Annotated in this window: 28 protein-coding genes; 20 read left to right on the forward strand and 8 right to left on the reverse strand. The window is 58.5% G+C overall.

All coding sequences use genetic code 11. The annotated features are described in order from the left end of the window. Nucleotides 1-11 precede the first annotated feature (11 nt). The 14 genes from IM764_RS09720 (at nucleotide 12) to IM764_RS09785 (ending at nucleotide 14,641) form a co-directional block, all read left to right on the forward strand. Nucleotides 12-713, forward strand: coding sequence for a hypothetical protein (locus IM764_RS09720; RefSeq protein ID WP_194187688.1), 702 nt, complete (start codon nucleotides 12-14; stop codon nucleotides 711-713). Nucleotides 714-750: 37 nt separating this feature from the next. Continuing rightward, nucleotides 751-1,038, forward strand: a complete 288-nt coding sequence (locus IM764_RS09725; RefSeq protein WP_194187689.1) for a hypothetical protein — start codon at nucleotides 751-753, stop codon at nucleotides 1,036-1,038. A 5-nt stretch (nucleotides 1,039-1,043) separates the two neighbouring features. Further along, nucleotides 1,044-1,316, forward strand: coding sequence for a hypothetical protein (locus IM764_RS09730; protein ID WP_099299389.1), 273 nt, complete (start codon nucleotides 1,044-1,046; stop codon nucleotides 1,314-1,316). Between the two features lie 29 nt (nucleotides 1,317-1,345). Then, nucleotides 1,346-1,981, forward strand: coding sequence for a hypothetical protein (locus IM764_RS09735; protein WP_194187690.1), 636 nt, complete (start codon nucleotides 1,346-1,348; stop codon nucleotides 1,979-1,981). Beyond that, nucleotides 1,978-2,793, forward strand: coding sequence for a hypothetical protein (locus IM764_RS09740; RefSeq protein ID WP_194187691.1), 816 nt, complete (start codon nucleotides 1,978-1,980; stop codon nucleotides 2,791-2,793). Before IM764_RS09735 ends, IM764_RS09740 begins: the two co-directional genes overlap by 4 nt. After that, the gene (locus IM764_RS09745) at nucleotides 2,778-4,679 is read left to right on the forward strand and encodes a hypothetical protein (protein WP_194187692.1); all 1,902 of its coding nucleotides are present in this window, start codon (nucleotides 2,778-2,780) and stop codon (nucleotides 4,677-4,679) included. The genes IM764_RS09740 and IM764_RS09745 overlap by 16 nt, the downstream gene beginning before the upstream one ends. Before the next feature lie 139 nt (nucleotides 4,680-4,818). Next, nucleotides 4,819-6,342, forward strand: a complete 1,524-nt coding sequence (locus IM764_RS09750; RefSeq protein ID WP_194187693.1) for an SCO6880 family protein — start codon at nucleotides 4,819-4,821, stop codon at nucleotides 6,340-6,342. Between the two features lie 14 nt (nucleotides 6,343-6,356). Continuing rightward, complete coding sequence (locus IM764_RS09755) at nucleotides 6,357-8,321, forward strand: hypothetical protein (protein ID WP_194187694.1); 1,965 nt, start codon at nucleotides 6,357-6,359, stop codon at nucleotides 8,319-8,321. A gap of 3 nt (nucleotides 8,322-8,324) precedes the next feature. Further along, nucleotides 8,325-10,013, forward strand: coding sequence for a peptidoglycan DD-metalloendopeptidase family protein (locus IM764_RS09760; protein ID WP_194187695.1), 1,689 nt, complete (start codon nucleotides 8,325-8,327; stop codon nucleotides 10,011-10,013). An 18-nt stretch (nucleotides 10,014-10,031) separates the two neighbouring features. Further along, a complete protein-coding gene (locus IM764_RS09765; RefSeq protein ID WP_194187696.1) occupies nucleotides 10,032-10,601 on the forward strand; it encodes a hypothetical protein in 570 nt (189 codons plus the stop codon). A gap of 46 nt (nucleotides 10,602-10,647) precedes the next feature. Further along, complete coding sequence (locus IM764_RS09770; protein ID WP_194187697.1) at nucleotides 10,648-11,355, forward strand: hypothetical protein; 708 nt, start codon at nucleotides 10,648-10,650, stop codon at nucleotides 11,353-11,355. Between the two features lie 43 nt (nucleotides 11,356-11,398). Beyond that, the gene (locus IM764_RS09775; protein WP_194187698.1) at nucleotides 11,399-13,156 is read left to right on the forward strand and encodes a type IV secretory system conjugative DNA transfer family protein; all 1,758 of its coding nucleotides are present in this window, start codon (nucleotides 11,399-11,401) and stop codon (nucleotides 13,154-13,156) included. A 12-nt stretch (nucleotides 13,157-13,168) separates the two neighbouring features. Further along, entirely contained in the window at nucleotides 13,169-13,714 is a 546-nt protein-coding gene (locus tag IM764_RS09780) for a DUF4913 domain-containing protein (RefSeq protein ID WP_194187699.1), read from the forward strand. A gap of 3 nt (nucleotides 13,715-13,717) precedes the next feature. Next, nucleotides 13,718-14,641, forward strand: a complete 924-nt coding sequence (locus IM764_RS09785; protein ID WP_194187700.1) for a hypothetical protein — start codon at nucleotides 13,718-13,720, stop codon at nucleotides 14,639-14,641. Between the two features lie 210 nt (nucleotides 14,642-14,851). Here IM764_RS09785 and mobF read toward each other — a convergent pair whose 3' ends face one another. Then, nucleotides 14,852-19,642: a MobF family relaxase gene (gene mobF / locus IM764_RS09790; protein ID WP_194187701.1), complete on the reverse strand. Its 4,791-nt coding sequence runs from the start codon at nucleotides 19,640-19,642 to the stop codon at nucleotides 14,852-14,854. Between the two features lie 341 nt (nucleotides 19,643-19,983). Here mobF and IM764_RS09795 point away from each other — a divergent pair, with 341 nt between their 5' ends. Then, nucleotides 19,984-20,364, forward strand: coding sequence for a hypothetical protein (locus IM764_RS09795; protein WP_194187702.1), 381 nt, complete (start codon nucleotides 19,984-19,986; stop codon nucleotides 20,362-20,364). A gap of 12 nt (nucleotides 20,365-20,376) precedes the next feature. Beyond that, the gene (locus tag IM764_RS09800; RefSeq protein ID WP_194187703.1) at nucleotides 20,377-20,877 is read left to right on the forward strand and encodes a hypothetical protein; all 501 of its coding nucleotides are present in this window, start codon (nucleotides 20,377-20,379) and stop codon (nucleotides 20,875-20,877) included. Nucleotides 20,878-20,943: 66 nt separating this feature from the next. Here the strand turns inward: IM764_RS09800 and IM764_RS09805 are convergent, their stop codons facing one another. The 3 genes from IM764_RS09805 to IM764_RS09815 are packed head-to-tail and all read right to left on the reverse strand — an operon-like array spanning nucleotide 20,944 to nucleotide 22,110. Beyond that, on the reverse strand, nucleotides 20,944-21,243 hold the full coding sequence (locus tag IM764_RS09805; protein ID WP_194187704.1) for a hypothetical protein: 300 nt from the start codon (nucleotides 21,241-21,243) through the stop codon (nucleotides 20,944-20,946). Beyond that, nucleotides 21,197-21,529, reverse strand: a complete 333-nt coding sequence (locus IM764_RS09810; protein ID WP_194187705.1) for a hypothetical protein — start codon at nucleotides 21,527-21,529, stop codon at nucleotides 21,197-21,199. Before IM764_RS09810 ends, IM764_RS09805 begins: the two co-directional genes overlap by 47 nt. 2 nt (nucleotides 21,530-21,531) lie before the next feature. Further along, a complete protein-coding gene (locus IM764_RS09815) occupies nucleotides 21,532-22,110 on the reverse strand; it encodes a recombinase family protein (RefSeq protein ID WP_194187706.1) in 579 nt (192 codons plus the stop codon). 361 nt (nucleotides 22,111-22,471) lie between these two features. Between IM764_RS09815 and IM764_RS09820 the strand changes: the two genes are divergently transcribed. From IM764_RS09820 to IM764_RS09835, 4 genes are all read left to right on the forward strand, one after another. Then, nucleotides 22,472-23,047 (forward strand): hypothetical protein, encoded by a 576-nt coding sequence (locus IM764_RS09820; protein ID WP_194187707.1) that lies wholly within the window; start codon nucleotides 22,472-22,474, stop codon nucleotides 23,045-23,047. Between the two features lie 88 nt (nucleotides 23,048-23,135). After that, nucleotides 23,136-23,393 (forward strand): hypothetical protein, encoded by a 258-nt coding sequence (locus tag IM764_RS09825; RefSeq protein ID WP_194187708.1) that lies wholly within the window; start codon nucleotides 23,136-23,138, stop codon nucleotides 23,391-23,393. Between the two features lie 7 nt (nucleotides 23,394-23,400). Continuing rightward, nucleotides 23,401-24,219 (forward strand): Fic family protein, encoded by an 819-nt coding sequence (locus tag IM764_RS09830; RefSeq protein WP_194187709.1) that lies wholly within the window; start codon nucleotides 23,401-23,403, stop codon nucleotides 24,217-24,219. A 29-nt stretch (nucleotides 24,220-24,248) separates the two neighbouring features. Further along, on the forward strand, nucleotides 24,249-24,485 hold the full coding sequence (locus IM764_RS09835) for a helix-turn-helix domain-containing protein (RefSeq protein WP_194187710.1): 237 nt from the start codon (nucleotides 24,249-24,251) through the stop codon (nucleotides 24,483-24,485). Here the strand turns inward: IM764_RS09835 and IM764_RS09840 are convergent. The 4 genes from IM764_RS09840 to IM764_RS09855 form a co-directional block, all read right to left on the reverse strand. After that, nucleotides 24,457-24,957 (reverse strand): hypothetical protein, encoded by a 501-nt coding sequence (locus IM764_RS09840; RefSeq protein WP_194187711.1) that lies wholly within the window; start codon nucleotides 24,955-24,957, stop codon nucleotides 24,457-24,459. The two genes, IM764_RS09835 and IM764_RS09840, sit on opposite strands and share 29 nt — an antisense overlap. After that, the gene (locus tag IM764_RS09845; RefSeq protein WP_194187712.1) at nucleotides 24,950-25,537 is read right to left on the reverse strand and encodes a DnaB-like helicase N-terminal domain-containing protein; all 588 of its coding nucleotides are present in this window, start codon (nucleotides 25,535-25,537) and stop codon (nucleotides 24,950-24,952) included. The genes IM764_RS09840 and IM764_RS09845 overlap by 8 nt, the downstream gene beginning before the upstream one ends. 30 nt (nucleotides 25,538-25,567) lie before the next feature. Further along, nucleotides 25,568-25,774 (reverse strand): glutaredoxin domain-containing protein, encoded by a 207-nt coding sequence (locus IM764_RS10585; RefSeq protein ID WP_194187713.1) that lies wholly within the window; start codon nucleotides 25,772-25,774, stop codon nucleotides 25,568-25,570. Nucleotides 25,775-26,085: 311 nt separating this feature from the next. Further along, nucleotides 26,086-26,370, reverse strand: a complete 285-nt coding sequence (locus tag IM764_RS09855; protein WP_194187714.1) for a hypothetical protein — start codon at nucleotides 26,368-26,370, stop codon at nucleotides 26,086-26,088. Nucleotides 26,371-26,721 lie beyond the last annotated feature (351 nt).

Raw genomic sequence — 26,721 nt, forward strand, 5'->3', positions numbered from 1 at the left:
GAAGGACAATCATGACCGCAGTACCGCAGTTGAGCAGCCGACAGGCACGAAGCAATGATTCCGTGCGCTGGGTGGGGCCTGCTGGTGGGTATCCGCCACCGCCAGAGCACCGCCGTTTCCCTGTGGCTTCCGAAGCACTGGAAACCTCGGGCACAAAACCACGTGTGTGGGCTGTGTCTGCTCACGGTGGGGCCGGGGCAACTGCTTTGGTGAGCCAGGTGCCATTTCTTGGCGATGCTGGTCAGATTTTCCCCTCCGGGGAGGTCGACGGTGAGTCTGACCTGATCATCATCTGTGCCGCAGAAACCGTCACTGGCCTCTCCGCTGCCCATGACTTGGTGCTGCAACATCGCAACGAGCTTGCAGGAAACACCGAGCTGCTGGCCGTGGTCACCCGCCCCGCCCAGCCGGGGTGGACAGGCAAGCGCACACCCAAGGTGATCGCGGAGCGGCTAGCAGTCCTGGGCGATGAAAATTTGCCGGGCGAGGTCATCCGCGTGGAGTGGAATGAGCAGTTGGCCCTGACCACTCCCGAACGTCGAGAGACAGTTCAGCCCCAAGACATTGCCGAGTGGCTGGCCATGGACGACAAAAGCCAGGCCAGAGCTCGCCGTGTGAAAAATTCCCCCGCTGCGCTGGGCATTCTGCCCGCCGCAGCCGACATTCTTGACTTGGCGCGGGAAGCCTCTCGTGCCTCTCACTCCGGCGCGTAAACCCGCGCCACCAGTATTTGAAAAGGAAGTAAGAATAATGTTCTACACGCTCTCTGCCCACGCGATGGTGCTCGCACAAGAAATCGACGTGAATCCGACACCTCCTCCTGGAGGAGATCGCATCCTGGAATTGGTCAACATCCTTGGATGGATCGCCATGGTGGCCGGTGTTGCTGCCTTGCTTTGGGGTGGTGCAATGTTCGGCTGGGAAAAGTGGTCGAGCCACGGTGAAGCCCAAGCACCACGAAGGGTAATTGCGGCCATCGTTGGTGGCGTGATCGGCTCTGTAGCAGGCCCACTGATGGCCTTTGCGGTGGGTAACTAAGTCCAATGACCAACGTCCTGATGAACATGGCTGCCGACTATAAGACTCCGCCTGCTGAGGTCACCGGCAATGTCTCGACATACCTGGGCTGGTTTCTGTGGCTGCTGATGGTCTTGGCCGTTGGACGTTTGATCTGGATCGGCGCCCTCTTCGGCTGGCATCGATGGCAAGGAAACCCCGACGAGAATGCACCCGTGGTGCAGATCATCGGGCTGATCATCGGCGGAATCATCGCCGGAACCGCCGGTACTTGGGCCGTATTCATGGTCGGCCGGTAGACGCAAGCAATTCGTAAAGGAGAACACACGTGGGTAGTCGAACATCTCACCGCCGCGTCACAGCAGGTGCAGTCCTGATGGCTAGTGCGCTGCTGATGACGTCGTGTGGTAGCGACGAGGAGGCCACTGGGTCTCAAGGTCCTGATCTGTCGGCTCCGCCGCAGAAACTGTCCTGGAGCAAGGTCAAGGGTGTGAGCTTGCCCGTCTCGTCGGTGCATGGCCCACGTGATGTTGGTACCTACAGTGACGCCTCTGGATGGGAACATTCCCCGCAGGGCGCGGCATTAGCGGCAGTCAACGGGTCGATCCGACCGATCCTGGCTGATGACAAGCACTGGGAGGAAGCGGCCGCAGCGGCATTTGCTCCCACGGAGGGTCGTGACCTGTTCACGCAGGCCCGTGTGTCGATTATCGGCCAGGGCATGGATAAGTCCCTGCTGCCGACGGCGTTCAACGGGTACAAGTTCAGCGACTACTCCGATGGGCACGCTGAGGTGACGGTTTTCACCTCGTACACCGATGGATCAAAAGCATCGAACGAATACGTAATGGACTTCACAGGTGGGGATTGGAAGATCCATTTGCCTGATGATGGCAATGCCGGTGGATCTGTGAGGGCTGTTGACAATTTTCCTGACGACATGGTGCCTCTGGAGGCTAAGTGATGAATAAGACAATGCGTCGTGTCGGTGGTGTTGTGCTGTCCGCGGTGTTTGCGGGCAGTGTGCTCACCGCGTGCGGTAACGATGAGGAAGAAAACGCGGCCTCGGATCAGGTGGTGTCCTCGGAGGATGACCGCCCGGTGGAGGAGCGGTTCGAGTGGCAGGCGCGGGCGGCTGACCCGAACGGCATCCTGATTTTCCAGCCGAAAGGTAGTGAGTCGAAGGGGCAGATCCTATCGACGGAAACCCGCTCGTATGAACCCGGCTCGGAGGAAGCAAAGACCTCTGAGCCGGAAGGCGTGGTATTCCAACTCGTTGATTTTTCGCCGGTTGAGCCTGTTCCGTTCTCTGAATCTGACGGGCCAACGGGATTCGACGGCATGGTGCCTACTGGATACACGCAGTCAGCCGCTGGTGCGGCTTTGGCTGCTGCTGCTTACGCGGCTGCTGCATTTTCACCCAATTATCCTGAATTTATTGAGAAGGCAAGTGTGGGGGCGACAGAGGAGACCCGTAAGCGAGTTGAATCTGTGGCGGCTCAGATTGCGCAGGATAAAGAGACGCTGCGCTCAGTGCACACGGTAGGCCGTGCTCCGGCGTCCGAGGGTGTGAGAGTCGAACTGATTCGTCCTGATTATGCGCGGGTCACAATCTATAGCCGTGGAGAGAAAGAAAACGGAATGCAGGGTCTGATCGCACTGACTCGTGACCTTGAATGGGTTGACGGTCAGTGGAAAATGAACATTTCGTCTAATCCGTCCGTCTCTGAGTCTGATCAGTTACCAGAGGAGGCGTGGACATGGAATCAAAGTTAATACGGCTTTTGCAGCGTCTCGTCTGGATGATCTTTGCTGGACTGTTGGTTGTGGGCTTAGCTGCACCTGTTCAGGCGCAAGATGAAACGTCAGCACCTGCATCCGAAACAGCTGCGGCGGACTCGCAGCCAGCCGATGAGAAGGAAGATCCAAATATCTTGGATCGACTGAAAGATAATGCTGGTGCTCTAGGTGGGGCTAGCTTAGATTGTTTAAAAAATCTCGATGTGACGTCAGATAAGTGTCGTGGTGTTGGCGCGATGACAGCAAACCCAGGTACTGCTGCTGGCTTGGTGGCGGGTAAGTCGACCGTGGAGGAAGCCAAGCAAGAAACGTCGGACTTGGTTGAAGGCCAGTTCGGCAAGATTGTGGCGGCGATCGGTGAATCTGCCCTGAAGATGACGCAGTGGATGCTGGGCCTGTTCATCACCACCCCAAGTTCGATCGTACTGAGCCTGGGAGATGGTAACGCAGGAGACCAGGATCAAGGCCTGATCGGTGAGCTTAACGGCTACCTCGGTTATATACAGCTCGTGGTAGCAGTGATGTCGATCCTTGCGATTGCTGCTCGTTTTATGCTGTCCAAGGGAAAAGAGCTTGGCGACATTACTGAAGATGCAGGCATGACACTGGGGCGCAGCTTGTTTGCTGTCACGGTCTGGGCCGCGTTGATTATTGGCGTCACTCGCGTGATCGACGGCCTGTCGTTGTGGATCTTTGATGAAACCTCAAAGCAGGCATCCGATTCGGTGAGAGGACTGTTGGAACAGTCGAGTCCCGATGACTGGACGATGAAAGAAGCGTTCGCGTCCCCGGCGGTTCTGAGCAGTGGTGGAACGCTGGGCATTGTCCTTATCTTCGGCATCATCGTGATCATCACCTCGGCAATCCAAATGCTGTTGCTGTTTGTGCGCCAAGGATTGCTGATCTTCATGACTCTCTTCGCGCCGATGGTGGCCGCCGGTGGCGGGCTGCCCATGGGCAAAGAGATGTGGGAAAAGCTCAAGAGCATGACCATCGCCCTGCTGCTCTACAAACTGGCGGCCGCGATCTTGTACGCGATCCCGTTCCTGGCGATTAAAGAAATTAAGAAGGACGACACTCTCTCGGTGATCGTTGCCTTGCTGCTGTTCATGTTGCCGATCCTGGTGCTGCCGATGCTGATTAATCTGCTGAGCCCGCCAGGAACTGGTTCCTTGTCAGGCCCGTCAGGCATGAAGGTGGCCGGTGGTGCCATCGGTCTGGCGGCCGGTGGTGCCATGATGGCCGCCACGGGTGGAACCTCCCGCGCGTTGGCTGGCTCACAGCCAACAGGCATGGCTGGGATGTCTACCGGTAAGAGCTCGCCTGCCGTGGGTGGTTTCGGCGGCTCCGGCGGTGGTGGCGGCGGCTTCGGCGGAGGTGGTGGATTTGGCGGTGGTGGCGAGTCTGGCCCTAGTCCGCGGCCTACCGGCGGAGGCGGAGGCGCTGGTGTACCTGAGTCGTCTCCAAGCGCTGCCGTGGCTGGTGGATCTCCTGCGGCGCGTTCGGCTGAAGCTGATTCCTCGCCTGCCGTTGCAGGTATGGGTGTTCCGGGAGGAGACAGCGGAGGAGATCCTGCTGGAGCCACGCCAGTAGCCCCTGGTGGTGGTGAAGTAGCCGGTGCTGGAGCTGCGGGTGCTGCCGCAGGAGCCGCGTCTGGAGGAGCTAAGGGGGCAGAGTCCGGCAGGCCAGTATCTACTGCTGGCGCGTCCCCTCGGGCGGCAGGGCAGCGTTCCCCAGGTGTTGCAGCTGGTGGCGCGCATCGTCGTCGGACTCCTGCCTCGGCTGTCATCGGTGGAGGAAAAGCGCCGATCACTCAGTTGAAGGCAACGGCCTCGAAGCCTCCCTCAGGCGTTTTGCGCTAAGCGCACGCACTGTCGATCAGGTTGTAAGTGAACACTCACGCCGCCAGTTGACGCTGGCGGCTTCTTTATACACAATGTACGCCCCCTGACATGTAAGGTAGTAGACATGTAAGTCAGGGTTACATTAGCGGAGAGAAGTATGGCAGAGAAAAAGCAGTTGAGGATGTACGGCGGATGGACGATGCCGCGCTCGGAGGGCCTTTTTGGTCTGACCGCACCGGTGACGGTTGCGTTCTTCGTGTGGGTGATCCTGGTCGTGATCTTGGGCGGCGTAGTCAGTTGGTTTGTCGCTGGCCCTGTCGCTATTGCAGGAATTATCGGTGGCGTGCTGTTGGTGCTCAAGCCCCAGGGCCGCCCAGTAAGTGAATGGATTGGACTGAGAATGGAATTTAACCGAGCAAAGAAAAAGGGTTTGGCGAAGTATCTGTCTGGCCCGTTTTCACGAGTACCGGGAGGGCGCTACGCTCTTCCGGGCGTGCTGGGGCGATTGGAAGTATCAGAGCATTACACCGGTGGTAATCAGCCGTTTGCGATGCTGCATGATCCACAACGCAGCGAGTACACGGTCGTGTTTGGCATCTGGCCGCAGGGTGATCAGTTGGTCGACTCTGACGTGATGGATTCCTGGGTGGATCAGTGGGGTGCCTTCCTGGCCAATTTGGGAGCAGAGGGCGATGTTGTCGCCGCAACCGCAGTGGTGGAGACGTTCCCGTCGACGGGCATGAAGGTTCGTCAGGAGGTTCGTTCGATTACGAAACTGGATGCCCCGGTATTTGCGCAGCAGGTGATGGTGGAAGCAGCTGAGATGCACTCGTCTCAGCGCATTGAGCTGGAAGCTCGGCTGTCGATCACATTTAAGGCCACAACGTCAGAAAAGCGGCGTGACGTTTCTGCGCAGGCTAAGGATTTGGCGGTGCGCCTGCCGTTGTTGCAATCGCAGATTGAGTACGCGGGGCAGAACACCCGTCCTTTGGCCATTGATGATCTTGTGACCGTGGCCAAGCGGGCATACAGCTCATCGCTGCATCCTGAGATTGAGGCATTGTCGGCCACGAGCCGTGGCCATGAGATTGAGTGGGCAGATGCTGGGCCATCGCAGGCTGAGCAGACCCCGAGCTACTACGTCCACGATGGCTCAGTGTCCTCAACCTGGGAGATGGTCATCCCACCTCGTGGCTATGTGCCCCACCGCGTGCTACGCGGATTGTTGATGAAGGACATTGACTTATCGACCAAGAGAGTGGCGGTGTGCTACCGACCTCACACGGCAGCAGAAGCCGCCAAGCTCGTGGACTCGGATGCAATCAACAAGCGTGAGCGCACCAAGCAAGAGCGCGGGCGTCGCGGGTCGGCCAGTGCTCGCGCCGAACTGGATGAGGCATCAGCTGAGCAGGCACGTCAGGCAGAAGCGTTGGGTCATGGACTGACTCGATTTGGCTTGCTCGTGACGGTCACTGAACCTGCACAGGATCTGGATGAGTCAGGTCATATGACGGTGGACAAGATGCCGAATGCGGAAGCCATCTTGAAGAGCTTGTCGCAGCGTTCCCGTATTCAATTGCGGCGCCGATACTGCTCGCAGCAGTTGAGCTTTGCTGCCGCGTTGGGCCTGGGCATCAACATCCCAGAGCACCTGTCGGCCGCGGCACTGGTGCAGGGCTAAAGGAGGGCAGACAGATGATGGCAAAAAAGCAGAAGATTGCGAAGCCGAAGACCCCCAAGAAAGGCTATACAGCCGATGGTGTCTACACCGAGTGGCGTCTCGAGGAGCTCAATCGCAAGGCCCAAGGTTCGGGCCCGTCAGCGGTGTGGGCCCGGCAGCTGCTGACTCGTGATGCGAATTATCGACGCCTGAAGTTCGGAGATCACGCCAAGGTGGCCGGGGATGTCTGGCGCAAACCTCTCACCATGACGCCACGTGGCATGGTCGGAGAGTTTGGCGGCCCGGATTTCTCAGTCGGAGCGATGCCCGAAGCCCGCGGCACGACCGATGTCGTTGCCGGTTTTTACCCCTGGTCGGTGGGTGCTGGTTCGCCACCTATTGGCCCGCCCATTGGCTACAACTTGATGACGGGTGAGCCGGTGCAGTTTGATGCCACCGGCTACAAACTCCGTGGTGGCGGAATCACTGCCCCCATCGTGATGATCATCGCGCTCAACGGCTTCGGCAAATCAACACTGGGTCGCCGCATACAAAGCGGTGCCGTGGCACAAGGCCGTACCTCGCTGGTGCTCGGCGATTGTAAACCCGACTTCCGTGATCAGGTCGAAGCAATGACCGATGCCCAGGGTAATCCGATGGGCCAGATCATCGAGCTGGGCCATGGCCTGGGCAGCCTCAATCCACTGGATGTCGGTCTGCTGGGTGTCGCTGGTGACCGCATTGCGGCTCTGGCAAGGACACTGGAAGACGCTGAACAACGCCGTGACGAGATCTCCCAGCGGGAGATCGACGAGCTGGTCATGCCGAGCTTTGCCCAGCGGTGGCGGCAGATGGGCGCGGACGCGCGCTCGGACTGGATTCGGGAAGTTAACACGCGCGCCCGCAAGGTCAAAGAAGAGCTGCGTTCCCGTCAAACAATGATGGTCGCCTCGTTGGTGCAGCTGGTGCGCCGCTCGGCCATTAATGAGTTTGAGGAGACGATGATCGCCTCAGCAATCAGTCGGCTGTATGAGGGTGGCAAGTTTACCCATGATCGGCCACCTCTGCTGGAGGATCTGTATGAGCTGATCCGCGTGCCCAGCTCGGAGATGATGCTGGATGCAGGCATTGATCCTCGCGACGGTAAAGACGCTTCCGAGCAGGATCGCCTGCGTGCTGAGGAGGAGTACCGCCAGGACATTAAGCCGCTAGTGCGCTCCTTGCGCGCACTGATCCGCGGCGAGTTCGGGGAGATTTTTAATGGTCACACGACCACTCGCCTTCAGTTGGATGCGGCGGCCATCGATGTGGATGTGTCCAACATTCCGCACTCGGATGCCTCGCCACTGCGTGGCGCTGTGTTGCTGGCTTGCTGGGGTGAAGGCTTTGGCGCGGTGGAAGCTGCACACCACCTTGCGGATGTCGGTTTGGAGCGTAAGCGTACGTTCCAGATCATCATGGATGAGCTATGGCAGGTGTTGCAGTCGCACTCGTCGATGATCTCCAAAGTCAATCAGCTCTCCCGGTTGAATCGTCAGACGGCCACCGAGCTGGTGATGATCACGCACTCTATTGCCGACCTGGCAGCCTTTGACTCCAAGCAATCGCAGAATGAGGCTGACGGTCTCATCGAGCGTTCCCGTGTGAAGTTTTTCGGCCCGTTGCCGAAAAAGGAGATCAATCGCCTCCGTGATGTGGTGGAACTGTCCGAGGCCGCGCAGAACATGCTGGTGACGTGGTCAGCCCCTCCGGCCGTGGCTGGTGAAGCAGTGCGTCCTGGCGAGAAGCCACCACCACCTCCGGGAACCGGAAAGTTCGTGATGAAGGTCAATGAGCGCGGCGCAGATATTGCCTTCCAGCTGGTGCGCACTCCGGTGGAAATCTCCAGTGGCGTGCACAATACCGATAAGCGCTACGACGACGCGGCAGTGCTGAACGCACTCGATGACGAGTCGGATAGCTTCCCCGAGTTCGAGACCGTCTCGGTCACGGTGGATTAGGCGATGAAGAAAACATCCAGCATGGGGATGATCCTGGTCGTGATCATCGCGGTGATCATCTTGCTGATCACGATTCTGGTGACTGTCTTTGCCGGTGTGGAAGAGCCACAGACCTGCGAGGGCCCAGGATCAGCATCAGTCGGTAGCGGTAGTCCCGTGGTCAACGGTGATTTCGCGGAACCGATTGCTGACTCCAAGAGCAAAGAAACCTCTGGGTATCGATCTGCCGATCGTCCCGACCATGAGGGAATCGACTTTGCAGGTCCGGTGGGAGATAAGCTCTACGCCTTCGCTGACGGTGTGGTCGAGCAGGCAGGCCCTGCAAGCGGCTTCGGCAACTGGATTGTCATTGGCCACGAAATCGACGGTAAGCACTACAGCACCGTGTACGGCCACATCTTTGATGAAGGCCTGAAGGTCAAGACTGGCGACAAAATCACAAAGGGCCAGTACATCGCCGATGAGGGCTACAACGGTGAAGTTGTTCCACCAGGCGTGGCGGGCGCGCACTTGCACTTTGAGATCTGGGATGGTGGCCGGTTCGGCGGCTCCAGCATCGACCCTGAACCGTGGGTCGAGAAGGCCCGCTCTGGTGGAGGGCGTGCCTCCACCAAGCCGTCCGACGACGCGGCGGCAAAGCCCTCCGATAAGTCGTCAGAATCTGCCTCGGCAGGAGCCAAGAAGCCAGAGGAAAAGCCCACCTCAGGTGGTGAGTTGCCCGACTCCGACAAGATTCAGTCGAAGGAGAACCTTCAGGTCGACACGATTCGCGTCGCGCGAGCGGTCGCGCAGAAGTTCCCCCAGGTTGAGACGATCGGTGGCTGGCGCGAGTTCGACACCTATCCTGATCACCCGTCCGGGCGCGCGGCCGACATCATGATCCCCAACTATGAATCGGACGAGGGCCGAAAATTGGGCGACGCGATCAAGGAGTATCTGTTTGCCAATAAGGATGCTTTCCACATCCAGTACATGATCTGGCGACAGACGTATATCCCGAGCCAGGGCACACCAAATCTCATGGAGGATCGCGGGTCGCTGACACAGAACCACTTCGATCACGTTCACGTGACCACCGAGGGCCACGGTATGCCCAAGCCAGGTCAGAAATACGGGCCTGCACCTGAGGGAGGCAACGCCACCGTCGGTGCGGTCTCTGGCGATCCCGATTGCGCCGCGGGCAGTGCTGACGGAGTCGATGTGGCCTTGGAGGACGGCCAGATCCCGCCAGAGTTCGTCAAGTGGCTGCGGATCGCAGGCCGCGAGTGCAAGGGATACCCCGCACCAGTGGCCGCAGCTCAGATGAAGCAAGAGTCTGGATTCCAGAAGAACATCGGCTCGCCCGCGGGCGCGCAAGGCCCTGGCCAGTTCATGCCAGGAACGTGGGCAACCTGGGGATACAAAGTCGATGACCAAGGACGAAAAGTGGGTGCGGCTGGTGAAGGAAACATCAACTCGGAGGCTGACGCCACCATGGCCATGGCCCGACTGATGTGTAACAACATCGCCACCGCCGAACGCAAAAAAGCCTCAGGTGCCTGGAAGGGCGATACGCTCCAGCTCGCGCTGGCTGCTTACAACGCCGGTGAAGGCAACGTCGACAACGCCGGTGGTGTGCCGCCCTTTGCAGAAACTCAGCACTACGTCGAAGTCATCCCGGCCTCGGCAAAGAATTTTGAAGCAAAAGTCTAGAAGAAAGAGATACCCCTGATGAAACGTTCAACACTCTTTACCCTGCTGGTGATCACGCTGGTTGTCCTGCTCGGTGGCCTGGCATGGGCCGCGACCTCATTGCAGAGCGAGCCGGAGCAACCCGCGATGGAAGCCACCGATGCACATGAGCACATTGATCCGGCCGCCGATGATGTGCTGGTGGCCGCGGAGGGCATCATGTCTGCCCTGTTGTCGATGCGCCCCGCTGAGCAGGCCAGCCCCTATGACCAGTACGCGACCGTGGAAAACCGCCTGAGCGGCCAGTTGCTCCGCGTGGCTCAAAATCCTCCCACTGACGAGATGAGCAAAAAGACCTGGCCCGAGCAGTGGCAGTCCTGGGCTCGGTCAGGCGACCGCGTGCAGGGATTCGTGACTCGGGCTCCCGGCACCGAGCCGGTTGCTGAGGATGCCACCACAGCAGAGGTCACGGTCGATATGGAGCAAAAGGTCATCCACCCTGACGGGGAGATGACACCGTACCGCTCCAGCGTGGCCACCGTCTCCATGGTCAAAGAGGAGGGGATGTGGAAGGCAGCAAACTATGAGATCACTCACGTCAACTACTAACTCCACCATCACACAACGAGCTTCACTCCAGGAAAGAGGACACATCATGGCATTGAGCAAGGCAGACAAGCAGCGCTGGGACGAGATCGACGAGCTGATCTTCGGCGCGAAAGACGAACTGAAAGCAGCACCCGACCACACCACGCTGCGCCAGTGGGCAGAAGACAACGGCATGGACAACGGGCCAGACTTCGGAAAATTCAAGTCATCTCTGCGCAAAATCGGCGTGGACTACAACAGCCTCAGAGAAGAAACGATCAAGGAACGTGACGCCGCGCTTCTCGAGCAAGCCCAAGAAATGGAAATGAACGCCGAAGGCCTGCCGTTCATTCAGCTGGAATGCGCCGCAGTAGAACAGAACGATGAGGCCAGCTTCGCCATCACCGATGCCGAAGGCACTGCCCTGTGGTTCGGACGATTCAGTTCCAAGTTTGAACGCATCCGCAAGGAAGGCGACCTGGTCTCTGCCGAGCAATCCGCGGCCGATAAGGCGGTGTATGCCGCCGCGACAGCGCGCAAGGCCTTGGGCATCGACAATATTGCGCTGTGGCTGACCACCTCCTGTCCTGACCTGGACGAAGACAGCCTGCGCGTGGCAGGAGCTCGCCAGGGTGTGGCACTGAGTATCACCGTTGACCAGGACGCGGATAAGGCACTGTTTATGGCGCAGATGGGCGGCTTCCGCAACCTGCGCGATGTGCCTGAGACTGAACTGGCGGCCTTGGTCGAGACCGAATCGGACGAGGAAGCCTAGGCCCATGTCAACGAGTGTGAGAAATCGCAGTGACCATTCAGGGATGCCGTACTGGGCAGGCCCTTATCTCCTCGGCGGCGTACTCGTAGGTTTGTGGCTGATCTTTTGGGCAGGTCAAGCGCTCAGCGGGCCGGGCGTATCCGTAAACCCATTGCTGCATCTGATCGGATTGCTCAAACCAGCCCATGCACAGCACTACAGCATCCTCGGATTCATCCTCAGCGCTGTGATCCTCGCCGTGCTCGGCGGCCTGGTGCTCTGGCTGGTTCGCAGTTCTCGTGCCCGCACCTCGCGTGGCGGGTCGGTGCGCCACGCGACAAAGTCGCTGGCCAGCCGGGCTCAGATTGAGCAGATGGGTCGCAAAGCTGTGACGAAGTCCCAGCAACACCTGAACATGGATCTTCCTGAGTGGGCGAGCCCCGGCCAACTGGTCGGCCGCGAGCTGGGCACCGGCAAAGAGATCTACCTGGACTACGAAACGCTGATGCTGGACACCTGGCCAGCGCGCTACGGTAAAACCACCGGGCGTGTGTTTCCGATGATGCTCGATGCCCCAGGCGCAGTCGTGGCGACCTCCAACAAGCCGGACTTGATTGGCGACACCATCGCTTTGCGTGAAGCTGTCGGCACGTGCTGGGTGGGAGATCCACAAAGAATCTACACCGGCGGCGATGCCCGGCCTGCCTTCTGGGTTGATCCCCTGGACTACATCCGACGTCGCCCTGCCGATGAGTGGGACTCCGCAGCGGGCGATCTCGCGCGATTGTTCGCCGACGATGCGGGCGTGTCCGTGGGATCTGGTGGTGATGACGCCATGTGGCGCAATAGCGGTGCTGAACTGCTGGCGTGCATGTTGCTGGCCGCGGCGGTGGAATACCGTCCCATTACCGACGTGCTCGACTGGGCTAACGATGAATCCGACCGATCCATCGTAGATATTCTCAAGCGCCACGACTGGCCGAGCATGGCCATGCTGGCCAACGGCAGCTACAACCTGGTCGATCGCACTCGCTCGGGAGTGTTTTTCTCCATGAAGTCGATGGTCACCCCGCTGGCCACGAAGGTGTTCCAAAACTGGGTGACCGATCCACAATCCGACGATGTCCCAAAGTTCAGCCCCGACGAGTTCATCGCAGCCCACGATCGGGGAGAATGCCCCACGCTGTACCTGCTCTCGGACAAGCGCCGCGCAGGCTCAGCCTCACTGCTGGTGATCCTGCTGACGGTCTGGGTCACTGAGGCTGCGGAATACTCTGCATTCCGCCAGGGTGGACGTCTGAAGACGCCGCTGATGATGCCGCTGGACGAGATCGCCAACACCGTGACGTGGCAAGGAATGCCGGATGCCTACTCACACTTTGGCTCCAAGGGAATCATCATTGCCTCGATCCTTCAGTCCTATGGCCAGGCCAAGGAAATCTGGGGAGAGAATAAGGCAGGTGTGCTCCGCGACAATGCTGCATTGATGATTGGCGGCGGTATCAAGGACTCCGCGTATCTCAAGGAAATCGAAACGCTCATCGGCGAGTACGAATCCCGCAAGGTCAGCCGCAGCTCAGACAGCGATTCATATAAGACCTCCGCGTCGGTCTCCCTCGACGATAAGTCCATCCTGACCGCCGCAGAGCTACGCGATATGGACCCGCACATGATGCTGGTCATCGCACCGAAGCGACGGCCGGTGTTGGTGGAAACGATTCCGTTTTGGGAACGTACCTTCCGCCCAGAAATCGAGGCGCAGCGCAAGCTGATTGAACAAGCCAAGCAGGATGCGGCCGCTCTTGCGGCAGCGGAGCAGTAGAGGGAGGAAACAATGACAACACTGATCCACAAAGCCATTGAAAAGACTCTCGGAAATCTTCTGAAGCAGAAGATTGAAGCGGTGGTGCTGGAGCCTTCAAAAAGAGCGTTTGCCAACCTCAATGGCACAGGCGATGAGGTTGCAGGCCGCCTCGAGCAACTGGCAGACAAGCACGCACGAGCGCAACTGGCACGAGAGCTGGAACTGCCAGCGCGGACACGCTTTAGTGACGTCTTTGAGTTCGTTGACCGGGTCGTCGTGGATCTCTACGGCACCCAAATGACTCAGGAACTGCGGTGGTGTGAGCAGTTCTACCTGCACAAGGCAGCGATGCGACGTCTGACCCTGATGTGGGTCACCTGGGAGAACATGCGCGCCGATATGCCCGCCACCGGCGAAGAAGTCTGGATGCGCACCATTGGTGACTATCACATGAACTTCCTGATGAGCGGCCGTGGGCCATTCACCCGCTGCACCACCAGTCATAAACCAGACACCCCACTGACTGTCGTACCACTGAACCAGAAGCTGGCCGAACCAGACGAAAACAAGGAGTAAACAATGGATCCGCTACAACAACTTGATCAAGAACTAGAGCAAGCCTTCGTCTCGGTGCACCGTTCAGGGGCACAGACAATGCGAGACCTGCGCACCCGCACGGCCATGAGCCGGACGAGCCGCCCGAATCCGCGACAAGCGGCAGCCCGGCGAACAAAAGCTCCTGGCCGCCGCCAGTTGCGACGCATGACCCCAGGACAACTCTCGGGATACATGGTCGCAGTGAATACTCGAGCCCTAGCAGGGGAGACGGTCGGTACAGAAGCTCGCCGAATCTCCGCCGAGTTGGGACGTCGAGAGATGAGCAAAACCCAAGGCCAGTGGAACACCATGGGACGCACATGGCCACAAGAAGCAGGATTCCGCCCGCCCCTCGCCGCACCTGAAAGTACGGCGGCGGCACCTGCCCAGACCACCGACGCCTCAACAGCAGCAACAACCCAGGCTGCGGCCGCGCGCGAAGAAGCTATCGCCGCACAAGACGCCGCGCTGGATGCCCAAGCAGAGGCCCGCGAAGCCCGCCAGGACGCGGAATCAGCGAACGCTCGAGCAAACCAGTCCACCCACGCTGATACGTCCCCCATGGACGCCGCATTTACAGCGGTTTCGGTAGCAGGAGGTGTCGCCGCCGTTGATGAGGTGGTGGAAGCTGTCGACATCAGGGCAAGCGAGCTGGGAGTATCCCCCATTGCAGACCCAGAGATGGACGCTAGCGCCGATCTTGTCAGCGACCTGGTAGAAGATGGCGCTGACCAGGAGTTGATCGATGCGGCGGATTTTGGACAGAGTGCAGTGGCGGGTGGTGATGTCGCGGAAGCACTAGGCACAGAGTCCTCAGGCCAGGACAAGGCACTGGAGCTGGGAACCGACACTGGCAACGACATTCCCAGCGTGACTCAATCACCAGGTCAAGGAGCTGAGATTTAGTCGGTCATCTTCGACAGTGGAAAAGGTTGGTGATGGGGTTTGAGATCCCGATGACCAACCAAGAAAAAAGGAACCGGCCCTAAGGTGTTTAGCCTTAGCGCCGGTGTCCTGTTAGTGCGGGTATTGTCCCGCTTTATGCTTGAAATCCTAACCAACTTCCGAAGATAAGGACAATGCTAGGAGCCCAAGTAGGGCGAATTGGTCGGAAGACTATAGATCGAATCCGCGATCGTGGCCACGATCGATGTCGGTATCCTGCGCCGAGGATTGGTCAAACAGATCCATAAAGGACGCCTCGGTAGAATCTTCCTCCTCATCGAGCTGTTCCCGGCGCAGCTCCAGCTCGGCGCGAAGCTCCATGTCCTGGCCGTCCTCCGACGGTGGCAAACAGATCGGCTCGGCATCGTCATCAAGATCACTAGCGTTGGCGTCAAGCCAGTTCACCACTCGTTCCACAGGAGTCTTTCCCACACCAAACTCGGTGCTGGTGGCCATCTCCACGGCGATCAGAGAAGTACCGTCCAAATCCAAACCACGGGCGACATAGCCAGCCGCGTGAGCAATGATCTGCTGCTGGTCCGCAGGGGTCAACTCTGCACCACGATCGACGACCTGATCCATCCACGCGGTGGTGTACTGCGTGGCCAACTCGGCTGCGATCTCCTCGGTGGACTGCGCGGCAGGTGTCTCGGATGGCGGGTCGATGAGTCCCGCATCGACGCCACGGCCTGCCACCCATTCATGTAGCTGGTCATCCTGACCAGCCCAGCGTGGAGGCAGCTGCGGCACAGCCGCATGGTCGACAACGAGCGCATCGATCCGGCGAGCCAGCGCGGATGGCACATTGGAGACGGTCTCAATATCGCCGGTAAGCTCCAGCCAGTGCTCACGGAAATCCACCCCAGATAGTGCCGCCAGCGTGGCGGAGGTGGATACTCGGCCCATTCCAGCATCATCAATGTGGGAGGCCACCGGCAGAGCCTCCAGGCGTGTGGACAGCTCATGGGTGGCAAACTGACCAGCCAGATGCAGGACACCCTCGCGGTAGTCCTCCTCGGCGATGGCGCGCAATTCGTCCACGTCCGGGGTGGGGGAGTAGTCCACCAGATCAGCCAGATCGGAACCATCCAGGTCAACATCGACCAGGGACAGGTTGCCGTCCACGGTCACATCCTGTGCCGTGATGCCGTCGATACCCGTTGCCTGCATAGTGGTGTGGACAATCGTGGCACCATCAAAGGTGGCCTGCCCAAGGTCACCCCGGGTGAATCGCACGCGCTGCATCTGAGCAGTACTGAAGTCAGATCCCGTGAGATCACAGTTGCGGAAGACCGTCTCAGTCGAGTGCGCCTGGGTGCCCAATTGTGCGCCGGTGGCAGAGATGCCACCGTGGCAGTCGATGAACCGCACACCGGAAAGCGTGGCTCCATCCAGAGCCATCCCGTCGATCTGGCAATTAATGAGCGTGACACCTGTCAGCGTCCGTCTTCGGAGGTCAACGCCACGTAGATCAGCGTCTACGAGCGTATAACCGTCACCAACACCCGTGGAGTGCTCACTCAAGCGCTCTAACGCGCTGTCAGCGAATATGCGCAGGTCAGAGTCCTGCCCATTCCAGTGTGGAGCCAGCAAAGAACGGCGTGGGTGTGCAGGATTGTCCCGATCCGGGATTGCTGCCTTCAGGCGGTAGGCAATCAGCCCCGCGGCGTCCTTCTCGGTACCGTCAGCCGCGGCCACGGCATCAGCAATCACTGCCTCATGGTCTGTGCGTGTGGTGACCAGATCTCCGGCGATAGCTGCCAGCCGCTCGCGTGCATCATCATCGATCGATGCAGTGACGATGCCAGGGAGGTAGGACAGGTGGTGATCAATACGGTGGCCACCGTACTCACGGGCAAGGATCGTGGCCGCGTGGCCATAGAGCTGGTCGGTGCGTTCCAGGGAGAACTCGTCGGCTGCCGCGCGATCGCGGATCGTGTGTGCCGCCACAGGGGAATCATCGCGGGCCAGGATCGACTCGAGCACTACCCGGCCTTCATCGGCCGGGGTGTCACCGGCCATATGCTGATGCTGATCTTCGGCATCCACGGCAGTTTCCACGCGGCCATCGGTGACGGGGTAGAAGTGATTCTCTTCCTTGCCACGGGTCACGGCCACATAAGCCAGCTGACGAGAAACCGACTTGTCGACAATGCCGCGGGTGATCTCCACGGTGGCACCCTGAGAGCGGTGCACGGTGCAACCGTAACCCAGCTGCATGTGTGACTGGAGGTACCACTGAGGAATGTGCACGGATTCGCCGAGCTTGCCCTTGGCGTCCATTCGCCGGGTCAGTGCGGAGCCGTCAGGCAGCACGAGATCCAGGCGCAGCAGCTCGGAGTTGTCGATCTCGACACGTCGCCCATCAGTGGTGGGCAGCTTGGCGTTCCGCCGAGCAAGCAGAGTGTCGCCCACACCAGCGTTAGCCTCCCTCAGAGCGATCGTTGGGCCGTCAAGATCTACGTCGCCTGCGGCCACCCGAGCCTTTTGGATCAAGGAGTTAATCGTTCCGACGTCACGATTCGTCGGGGCGATAATCAGAGAGTGCTTGCCTTGGGCACGGTCGCCCAAGTGATCACGTACTGCCTGGTTGATGACATTGGCACGCCCACCGGAATGCACCCAGCCACGCTCGTAGAACAGATCCAGCGCTTCGGTCTTGCCTTGGCGCAACGCCAAGGTGTTCTCAGCCTGCTCGGTGTCGGCACCCATACGCACAACGGTGTCGAGTTCGACCGCGTTGGTCGTTTCACACAGCCGGGAGAAGATGCCGCCACGTCCCACGGGGCCGAGCTGTTGAGGGTCACCGACCATGCGAATAACAGCACCCGTTGCGTTAGCGATATCGGTCAATGCCGCCAAGTCTGCGGTCGTGGCCATGCCTGCCTCATCGACAAGCAGCATGTCGCCAGGGCTCAAGGAGACCGGCAGGTTCGACACATCGCCAGGCTCTACTCCGTCGTACTTTCCCTGCCACGGGTAGACCAGGCTGGCCAGCGTCATGCCGGGAGCATCGATCTCAGAGCCCAGCGTGCGTGCGGCCGACTTCTGGGCCGACAAGGCCACAACCTTATGGCCTTGCTGACGCCACACATCAGCAAGGATGGCCATAGATGTGGTTTTACCGGAGCCTGCTGGGCCGACAGCCACCGCTGTTTGCGTGCCCGTTGCCGCAAGGTGGCGAACCATCGCAGCCTGACCCGCGTTCAACGCAAAGTCGTTGGTAGCGTCGTAGCGGGCAATGGCCTGGGCGATCGCCGACTCAGGAACGGTGAAGCCCACTGGAGTGCGTGCCGATTGATCGACAACCGCTTCTTCCCGCATGACCTCGGGGGAGGTGTAGCGCTGGAAGTCCGTCGTGCGGTCGATGGGAAGGTTACTGGCCTGCAACAGCTTGTCGGGCAACTGCTGGGTGACCTCAGGGGTCAGGCTGATCGCGTGATCCTTGGCTTGTTTGAGCACCTGCGCGTGCAGATCCATCAGCTTCTCGCCAGCAGCAGGACGGTAGCCGCGTAAGGTCTGGCTCACCGCTGTGTCCAGGTGCCTGTCAGTGAAGTTGGTTCGACGCGAGCCAGCAAGCTCCACGGCTTCGGCTGCGATGGTCGCCAGGATAATCCCGCGCTCTTGTGTGCCGTATCCAGGCACTTGCAGACGGGTATCTGAGACCTGGTCGGACTTCCACAATGTGGAGTCTGAATCACGGTTGGTCACGCCACTCATCAAGGTATCCAGTGCGTGCTGGCCACCCGCCATCTCAGCGAACTCGGAGCGCCAGCGGCCGCGAAGATCGGCCAATGATGAGGCCTCTCCCTTACCCTCGCGGGTCGATAGCGTGGCCTGCTGAGAGAGCTTGTACATCAGCGCGCTCGATGGGCTCCGCCCATGGCGTGTGACGTAGTCATCCACCAACGCTTGAGTTGCCTCGGTAATGGATTGACGTCGCTTTGATCCAGCCAGGGAGAGGCTGTCGGGTACACCGTCGATCTCGTAGACCGGGATCTTTCCCTCGCCCATGCCGCGGGGAGCGAACTGCACGCCCAGAGACGCAGTGAGTTTGTCCATCAGGGTGAGGTTGTAGCGGCTTGAGGCTGTCGCAACGTGACGGAGAAGCGAGCGCCCTTCGATGGACTTCCACTTGTTCGCACTCGGATCAAAGACCTTGTTCGATACTGCCACGTGGGTGTGCAGATCAGGATCTCCGGCTCGGGTTTCAAAGTGATCAAACTGTGCGGCAATCATGCCGGATGTCTTAGTCAGCTTTCCCACACCGGAGGAGCTATCACGTGTGTAAAGTGCTGTGTCTTCTACCCAGTGAAGGGTCTCATTCACAGCGTCATGGTGTGCCTTTTCAATGGCTTCACGCACCTCGTTGCTGCCCAATGCCCACAGCATCGAGACACTCTTCACAGGGCTGAACGTCAAGTCAAAGCCACTAGTAGCTTGGCGGACGGAGTTCTGCTTTTCTCGTGCCCACGACACGACATCTTTAGGTCGTGCGTTGCGATCGCCTGTCTCCGCACGGTAGTCATCGCTCACGGTCTCTACGACCAGATCACTGCGCTCTTGCGTGGTCAAGCGACGGCCAAGTTCCTCGCGCTTGGTCTTTTCTGCGCGGTGGATCTTCTTCAGAGCCTCGTCGCCATCCGAGTAGAGGGGAAACGCGCGTCCAAGCTGGACATCCATGAGGCTTGCGCCGTCTTCCAGGAGTGCATCGGCGTCTGGATGCAGGCCTTCTCCGTAGAGCGTGGCCATCTGCTCCTCGGTGACAACGCCACCTTCTTCAACGCTGCACTCACCGAGCGAGGCGATACCAGAACCGAACCACCGTCCGGGGGGAGTTCCGCGCGACTCGTAGTAGTCAAACAGATCTGTTTTGACACTCGTCTCCTCGTCCGCAGTCGCCACAGAGTTCATCAGGTAGGCGTAACCCTCGCCTGCGTGAAGGACGTGTGCGGACATCATGGCTCTCATACTAACGCCACCTCCGCGCCCACGTATAACCCTGCGCGAAACGCGCAGATCAGACACCCTTCCCCAACAGTCAGATTTATCTGCAATCGGTGTGAGGAACTTTTTTGGCTCAAATTCTGTTGAGTCGAAAAAGTGAACTTGGCAGTTTTTCGAGGCAAGCTCGCCTTGTAAGGTTGCCGTGTTCTTTCGCTCGCTGTGATGGATAGGTCGAATGGAGTTCGGCGTATCCATCACAGCGCCTGGGCATGGCGTCAGGTTCTGACGCTGTGCCCAGCGCCATCGGCGGCTCAGATCGCGTCGTTCTCGGCGCGTGGGTGCGGTATGGTGTTGGCATGGCAACACGTAACCAGCGACAGGAAGCGCAGAAGCGCGCACGCAAGAAGCAAGAAGAAGATCGCAAGAAGCTCGAACACGAACTACGACTCAAGCGCAAGGCAACTGAAGACGCATGGGTAGCCATCATGGATGTCGACCGCGTCAAGTACGCGGCGGGCCAAGCGCTCGGTGTGCTCCTGGAGTTCGGCCAGTCTCGTGAAGATCTGATGGAAGAGTTCGATCTGTCTCGTGCAGATCTCAACGCCTTCCTCAAAGCGGAACCTGTGGACTCTGACGAGGACGAAGACGAAGCTGCCGACGGCAGCGAGTCGAGTGTTAGCGATGATGAGGAGTCTGCCTTTGAGAATGAGACCTCTGAGTCTCATCACGACTACTAGGTCGGTGCGGTCGTGGCGGCCTCGAAGCGTGAGTTGCCCGCTTTCCCTTCGCAACAAACTGTCGATGCGTTCTGGGGCAAGGTTGTCAAAGATCCAGAGGATGGGCACTGGATATTCACCGGGGCGATCAGTAGTCCCGATGGGTACGGCCGGGTGAGCTTTCGGCGCGACGGCAGGAGCATTGCGGTCTCGGCCCATCGATTTGCTCTGTGGATCAGCGGGTGCGACATCACCGACTCCGAGATGGTGGCTGAGCATCGCTGCAATGAACCATTATGTGTACGAGTCGATGATCGGCATTTGATTCCGTCTACTCGTGCGGAAAACATTCGCTATGCGTCTCTGACTCGTAGGCTGCGTGGCCCCAAAGGCGGTGCTGATACGGGGTGGAGGACGCGGTATCAGCGCTCGATTGATGTGCGTTCCGCTGTGCGTGATGGATGGAATGAGAAAGAGTACCTGGACGCTGCTCGTCCGGTGAGTAATCCGTTGGATGAACCGACATTGTTTTAGTAAATTTGAACGCATAAGTAAGACGACCACCCACACAATGTTGTGTGGGTGGTCGTCTTTCGAGTGTTAGCGGCGGTAGGTGCCGGTGTTCCAGTCGTACTGGGGGCCTGCGAGTCCGCGGGTGCTGCTTTGCATGAGTGCTCCGATGATTAAGAAGATCATTGCGGGGAAGAAGAGGAACACGAGCAGTCCTTGGAAGACGCTGTTGCGTCGTATTCCCCACCACAGTGCGGCGATAGTGACGATTATGTTGTAGATGAATAGTCCGACGATGATTTCCATGGTGGGGTTCTCCGATGTGATGGTGTGGGTGTGGTGGTCAGTATCCGCGGTCGCGCCAGTAATCGTGTGGCCGGTCAATTGCACCGGTCGGACGATCGGGGTTGTCCTGGCGGTGTTTCGCTAAGGATTTTAGGGCCATTTGGCGCCTCACGCTGATGATGGCTGCGATAGCCGCGATGGCTAAACCAATCCAGAACAGGTTTCCCGATTGGCTGAAGGCGATGAGCAATCCCAGCACGGCAATGACGCAGCAGGACACCATTGTCCGTTGCAACTGTTCGAGCACAGTGCCCTTATTGCGTTGAGCTAGATTTGCAATGGCAATAGCTATGATGGCCCCGATTCCGAGGGCGAAGAGTAGTGCGTTCATGTTTATGATCTTTCTGTGTTGTGTTGGCTGCCGCGGTGGATCGTTCGGTAGATGGTTGCTCGGTTGACGTCGAACATGTCCGCGATCTGTTGGACGGTGTGTTTCCTGCCGTCGTAGAGATCCTTGACCAATGATCTCTGTGCCGGACTGAGTTTCGGCTTGCGGCCACCTTTGCGCCCGCGTGCTCGCGCTGCTTCCAAGCCAGCCTGGGTGCGCTCGACGATCAAATCGTGTTCAAACTCCGCCAGTGCGGAGAACAAGTGGAAGATCAATCGGCCGCCAGCAGTCGTGGTGTCGATGTTCTCCTGCAAGGACTGAAACTCGATCTTGCGAGCGTTGAGCTCTTCGACTTGCTCGATGAGATGTTTAATCGATCGGCCTAGCCTGTCAAGCCTCCAGACCACGAGGGTGTCGCCCTCGCGGGCATAATCGAGCAGCCGGGTCAGCTCGGGTCTCTCGGCAAGCACCCCGGATTTGGTGTCGGTGAAGATTTTGGTGCAGCCGTGGTTCTCCAGGGCGTCGATCTGAAGGGATGCGTCTTGATCTTTGGTGGAGACGCGCGCGTAGCCCAGTAGTGCCATGGCCACTCCCCTCTGGTTGTTTCGTAACCCGTTAACTCGGGTTCAAAGTCAGCATACATTGTGCAACACGATTATGCGACACTTTGGCCTGCGGCTGAAGCTTCTCGTTGCTCGGTATGCAAACTGTCGCAAAACTGGTCGTTTGTGCAACATCGTCAGAACAGCCCGACGTCGGTAGATCTCCGCGTAAAGTTTCAACATTGTTGAACTACTCACCCCCAGGAGCTCATCCATGCCCACCCCGCCTTCGTCGGAAGAATCCGAACCTCTATCTTTATGGCGCGCGCTAGTTGCGTTGGCGTCAACATTTCTGTTTAGCCACTTTCTCTCTGCGGTAACCCGATCGTCACACTCGTCCACTGTGACGCCACCCGCGGCCCGCCCCGATAAGCTGCAAAAGAGTCTACATAAACCAAGCCCCAGGAATCGCGACAACTTTGCCCTCGGGGTCGCTTTGATATTTCCCCTGAGCTTTCTGCTCGGAACACTGATCGCCCACGAGACGTTTTCTACTGCCAGAGATCTCTGGATGGTGGCGCTGGTGTGCATAGTGCCGATCGTGACCATACCTGCCCTATGGTTTGATGCCCGCCGTCTAGACGGCGGGCTACCGCGAGAAGTCAACCAAAAAGTCATGGAAGTTGGGGCGGCAGCCCTGCTCGCCTTTGCTCTGCTTTTGTTCTCCAACCCCGAAACCAATCCCAAATCTGATGAGCCTTCTAATTCCACCAATGCAACCGTCGAGTGCAAGGCACAGATCAAAAAGAATGCGGTCGTAGAAGCTCTCGACTGCACGGAAGTTAAGACCGAATCGAAGGAGACAACAAAGATGGCCATGGATCTCCTACTGATTGTTTCAAACTTGAAAATCGCCGACGCAGGCTGGACATACTTCCTTTCAAGAAAGAGCAAAAAAGATCCTAAAACAGCAGGTTAAACCATATTTTCAGCTTGTTTCGCCGGTAGTCTTCCGGTAGAATAAGAGTATAGAAACAAGCCGTTAAGCATGAATTGAGGAACCGATTATGACTGTTGTTGACTACAGCACTTTGCGTGGTGTTGAGGGCTACAAAGCTGCGTTCCCTAACGCATTGCGTGGCCTGGAGGGCAAGCGTCTACGCACTGTCGTGGAGGCCGTGCACAGTGGTGTCCTCGAGGGCTGGAGGCCTACTGAAGAGAACGTCGCGGACATCGTTGGGCCTCGAGAGCATGGTCAAATGACGCCTGAGCGAGCGCAGGCGATCTGCGATCGAGTGCGTGCTCGCCGCGCGCGCAGCAAGTAGATCCCCCGTGGCAGGAAATGCCGCGTGGGATCGTTTTTTCTATCCCGGCACACATGTTCTCCAGAACAAGTTCAACGAGCGTGATGAAGATGCACTCGCCGAGATGGAATATGAGATCACCGGCGAGATTTACGAAGACCTCATCTCTGGGGACATCCCAATTGAAGGTGCCACGGCGCAAGAAAAGCTCCAATTTATTCATGGATCTCTCCTCGGAAGTATTTACGACTGGGCGGGGCAGTTCCGCGATGTGAATATGAGCAAAGGTGGCCACTCATTTGGTGACGAGGCCAGCATGGGAATGTATATGCGCCAGCTCCAGGGCAAGATCAACCGCACTCCCTGGAACGACCTGGATCATTCCGCCACGGTGGATCAGCTCGCGGCCATTCACACCGATCTGAACTTTGCCCACCCGTTCCGAGAAGGAAACGGGCGGGCATCTCGCGTGTTCATGACCGATCTGGCCGCTGAGCATGGCGTGGAGTTGGATTTTTCCCTCGTCGGTGATGAGCAGTGGAACCAGGCCTCGGCCGATACATTTCTCGACCCTTACGGGCTCAACCTCACAGCTGAACCACTCAAAGAGATCTATAGAGAGATTGCATCCCCACGGGAGGAGGCCGACTCGCTGGATCACCAACCTGAAGCTGATGAGATGGATGACGAGCTGAGTGCGGCGATGCAGTTCGGTGATGATGCTTACGGCGCCGATTCCGTTGGTGATGCTTTGGGCTATCAGGGAGGGCACGTCAGCCTTGATGACTACGGCATTGATGGTGCCGTAGATTACGGCAGCTCGAACGATCAGGGGCTTGACCGGTAAGGTTGCCTGCATGAAGGTGATGGACGCACATGAGCGATGAGGATCTATACCGCGAGCTAGAGGCGATGGCCACCCGTGGTGCCCGTCTCGAAGCTGAGCAAACAGAGTTTGCTCGTGCGCGTCACCAGTTGGTGATCAAGTCCGTGGCCGCGGGTATGCCCAAGCGCGAGGTGGCGCGCCGGATCGGTCTGTCTCGAGACTCTATTTATCGCATCCTAGAGAGTGCATCGGCAGTTTCTACGCCTGGCGAGGACGGATCGGAATAAGGATCTGCCCGTCGTCGTCCTGGTGCTCATCGCGTTCAGGATCGACCTCGTATCCTGCTGATTTCAGCATTCTTTGATAGCCCGTGGCTTTCTTCTTCCCTCCGGCCGTATCGGGGTATATCTCTGCCACCAACATGCGTGCCCCATTGAGTTGCCGGTGCAGCTCGACCTTGGGAGGCAAGCGCTTGGATTCAATGCGCGCCCAGTCCACTATCGGTGCGTAAACCGCCTTTTTTCCACGGTCAATCTCTCGAAGAGATTCTGGGTTGTTGTAGACATCTCCGGTCATCCAGTCTTGGCCGTTGTTGATCTCCCCGGCAAGTTGATTGGCGTAGTGATGGATCGCTGCTTCAACGAACGCTGATTGGGTGATCTCGGCGATTGTGGCGGCAAGTCCTTGTCGTGCGGCGGTCATGCGGGCCACTGCCACGGTGTCGAGCGTGAGCTGTACTTTGGTTCCCTGTTTACTCATCGGTGCTCTCCTCCTCGTTACGTGCAGGCTGGTGGACAGCGGTGAGCAGTCCACAGCGACGCTTCCATGCTGCGCGTTGGGCGGTTCCTTGTTCGACCATCAGGGAGAACAGATCGCCTTCAGGCGCTTCACGGGCCACCTGTGTCAGATAGGTGGCCATGCTGGCGAAGTTCCGACGGTAAGACTCGGCAAGTACCTGGTCTGCATAGTGCACAACCTGGCTTGGTAGTGCCCCAAGCCCTGCAATTGCCACGAGCAGTGGCGTGTAGACGTCAGACGGAAGTTTCATTGCATTGGCGGCCATGCGTCCAGCGAGGGCGGCGGGGGTGATCAGCCCATCTTCATTCATTTGCGCGCGCATCAGCTTAAAGATTTCCCCATGGGCTGGCTTACGGAAGTCTTCGGCCTGGAGATAGTTCAAAACGATGGCCACATCGCCTGTGGGAGTGGAGTCGACCCACATGAGGCCGCAGAGCAGCAAGGCTTCCGGGTCAAGGCGTGCCTCGTAGCGTGCTGCATATTCCTGGGACTCGTCGACTTGGTCGGATGAGCGGAGAACGTGTGCGGGCTCGGCGGTCATGGCGATCCTTCTGTTGGGGAGTGTCAGTGGTTAAGCAGTGAGTCGGTCAGGTCGGAATCCTGCGAACGTCTCCCCTGTTGGAGAAACGACAACGGGTAGTTGCTGAAGTCCCTGTGCTCGGAACTCTTCCAGCCGTTCTTCAACGTCTCGCACCTCGAACTGGAGGTGCTTCTTTTCCAAGACACGGACGGTGGTTTTGCAGGCTTGGCATCCAGGGCGGGAGTAGACGATGAACACGGTGGTGATCCTCTCTGTGGCGTTAAGTCCATCCTATACCAAATAGCCATGTTATGCAATGCCAAAAGGTACATTTAGTAAAAAGTTTTTGCCCTTATGAGCTGGGTATATGGGTACGTTTGTGGGGTATTGGGGTGTCCCCGATCATTGCCGATACAACCTTTTATTGTGCAGTCTTTCCGAGGAGGTTCCATCGTGGATGAGTCGATCCCCCTTTTCCCTCATCCCTGCCCAAGAAGGCAACGAGGCAGGGCGTGTTAGCCCTGCCTCTAGGTCGTCGTCCAGGCCGTGGCCATGGAGTGGTTAGCGATTTAGATCTCGATGATGACCGCACATGCCGTGATAAATACGTTGGGGTTGAAGAATGCGGTGTTTCCGATCGTTCTCATTTGTGTGCCATCGAGCTCTTTCCAAATGTCCTCGGCAGCCTGATGCGAAATGGTCTGCTCTCCGATCATGGCGCGTGCCTCACGCCTGATGTCTGCGGTGGTGTGGCGGGTGTCGATGACTGCAAATTCCATCGTGTAACCAAAGGTGGTCTGCATCCAGATCTCAAACGCTTTGATGTCTTGCTCTTGTTGCGTGGTGATTGCCATGGTGTCCTCCGTGGTTGTGAATCGGTGACCCTGTGCCACCCTTGCTCTCCTCCTCGTTTTTCGCCCGAGAAGGCACGAAGTGCCGATTAGTGCGCGACGCGCAGTGCAAGTCCTGGAACCGGAGAAAGGAGAACAAGTTTTCCCACGAAATAAGCGCAGGCCGCCAGGCCGGAGCGCGTGGGACAAAGTTTTCGGGATGAATCCGGCTCACCACAGGTGAGCAGGACTTGCGCGCAGCGGAGCGCACGTACAATTGCCGAAGGCTTCTCGGGTCGAAAAACGAGAACCACACCCCACACAGTGGGGTGTGCATCAGCATCAGCACGCGGCGGAACGCCGCGGGATGATTCC

This window comes from Corynebacterium sp. ED61 (assembly GCF_015233855.1).
GTDB classification, from domain to species: Bacteria; Actinomycetota; Actinomycetes; order Mycobacteriales; family Mycobacteriaceae; genus Corynebacterium; species Corynebacterium dentalis.

What these genes read in the sequence shown, in the direction of transcription:
- IM764_RS09720 (WP_194187688.1), top strand. Translation starts at nt 12, where the DNA reads ATGACCGCAGTACCGCAGTTGAGCAGCCGACAGGCACGAAGCAATGAT.
- IM764_RS09725 (WP_194187689.1), top strand. Translation starts at nt 751, where the DNA reads ATGTTCTACACGCTCTCTGCCCACGCGATGGTGCTCGCACAAGAAATC.
- IM764_RS09730 (WP_099299389.1), top strand. Translation starts at nt 1,044, where the DNA reads ATGACCAACGTCCTGATGAACATGGCTGCCGACTATAAGACTCCGCCT.
- IM764_RS09745 (WP_194187692.1), top strand. Translation starts at nt 2,778, where the DNA reads ATGGAATCAAAGTTAATACGGCTTTTGCAGCGTCTCGTCTGGATGATC.
- IM764_RS09750 (WP_194187693.1), top strand. Translation starts at nt 4,819, where the DNA reads ATGGCAGAGAAAAAGCAGTTGAGGATGTACGGCGGATGGACGATGCCG.
- IM764_RS09755 (WP_194187694.1), top strand. Translation starts at nt 6,357, where the DNA reads ATGATGGCAAAAAAGCAGAAGATTGCGAAGCCGAAGACCCCCAAGAAA.
- IM764_RS09760 (WP_194187695.1), top strand. Translation starts at nt 8,325, where the DNA reads ATGAAGAAAACATCCAGCATGGGGATGATCCTGGTCGTGATCATCGCG.
- IM764_RS09765 (WP_194187696.1), top strand. Translation starts at nt 10,032, where the DNA reads ATGAAACGTTCAACACTCTTTACCCTGCTGGTGATCACGCTGGTTGTC.
- IM764_RS09770 (WP_194187697.1), top strand. Translation starts at nt 10,648, where the DNA reads ATGGCATTGAGCAAGGCAGACAAGCAGCGCTGGGACGAGATCGACGAG.
- IM764_RS09775 (WP_194187698.1), top strand. Translation starts at nt 11,399, where the DNA reads ATGCCGTACTGGGCAGGCCCTTATCTCCTCGGCGGCGTACTCGTAGGT.
- IM764_RS09780 (WP_194187699.1), top strand. Translation starts at nt 13,169, where the DNA reads ATGACAACACTGATCCACAAAGCCATTGAAAAGACTCTCGGAAATCTT.
- IM764_RS09785 (WP_194187700.1), top strand. Translation starts at nt 13,718, where the DNA reads ATGGATCCGCTACAACAACTTGATCAAGAACTAGAGCAAGCCTTCGTC.
- mobF (WP_194187701.1), bottom strand. Translation starts at nt 19,642, where the DNA reads ATGATGTCCGCACACGTCCTTCACGCAGGCGAGGGTTACGCCTACCTG.
- IM764_RS09795 (WP_194187702.1), top strand. Translation starts at nt 19,984, where the DNA reads ATGGCAACACGTAACCAGCGACAGGAAGCGCAGAAGCGCGCACGCAAG.
- IM764_RS09810 (WP_194187705.1), bottom strand. Translation starts at nt 21,529, where the DNA reads ATGAACGCACTACTCTTCGCCCTCGGAATCGGGGCCATCATAGCTATT.
- IM764_RS09815 (WP_194187706.1), bottom strand. Translation starts at nt 22,110, where the DNA reads ATGGCACTACTGGGCTACGCGCGCGTCTCCACCAAAGATCAAGACGCA.
- IM764_RS09825 (WP_194187708.1), top strand. Translation starts at nt 23,136, where the DNA reads ATGACTGTTGTTGACTACAGCACTTTGCGTGGTGTTGAGGGCTACAAA.
- IM764_RS09835 (WP_194187710.1), top strand. Translation starts at nt 24,249, where the DNA reads ATGAGCGATGAGGATCTATACCGCGAGCTAGAGGCGATGGCCACCCGT.
- IM764_RS09840 (WP_194187711.1), bottom strand. Translation starts at nt 24,957, where the DNA reads ATGAGTAAACAGGGAACCAAAGTACAGCTCACGCTCGACACCGTGGCA.
- IM764_RS09845 (WP_194187712.1), bottom strand. Translation starts at nt 25,537, where the DNA reads ATGACCGCCGAGCCCGCACACGTTCTCCGCTCATCCGACCAAGTCGAC.
- IM764_RS09855 (WP_194187714.1), bottom strand. Translation starts at nt 26,370, where the DNA reads ATGGCAATCACCACGCAACAAGAGCAAGACATCAAAGCGTTTGAGATC.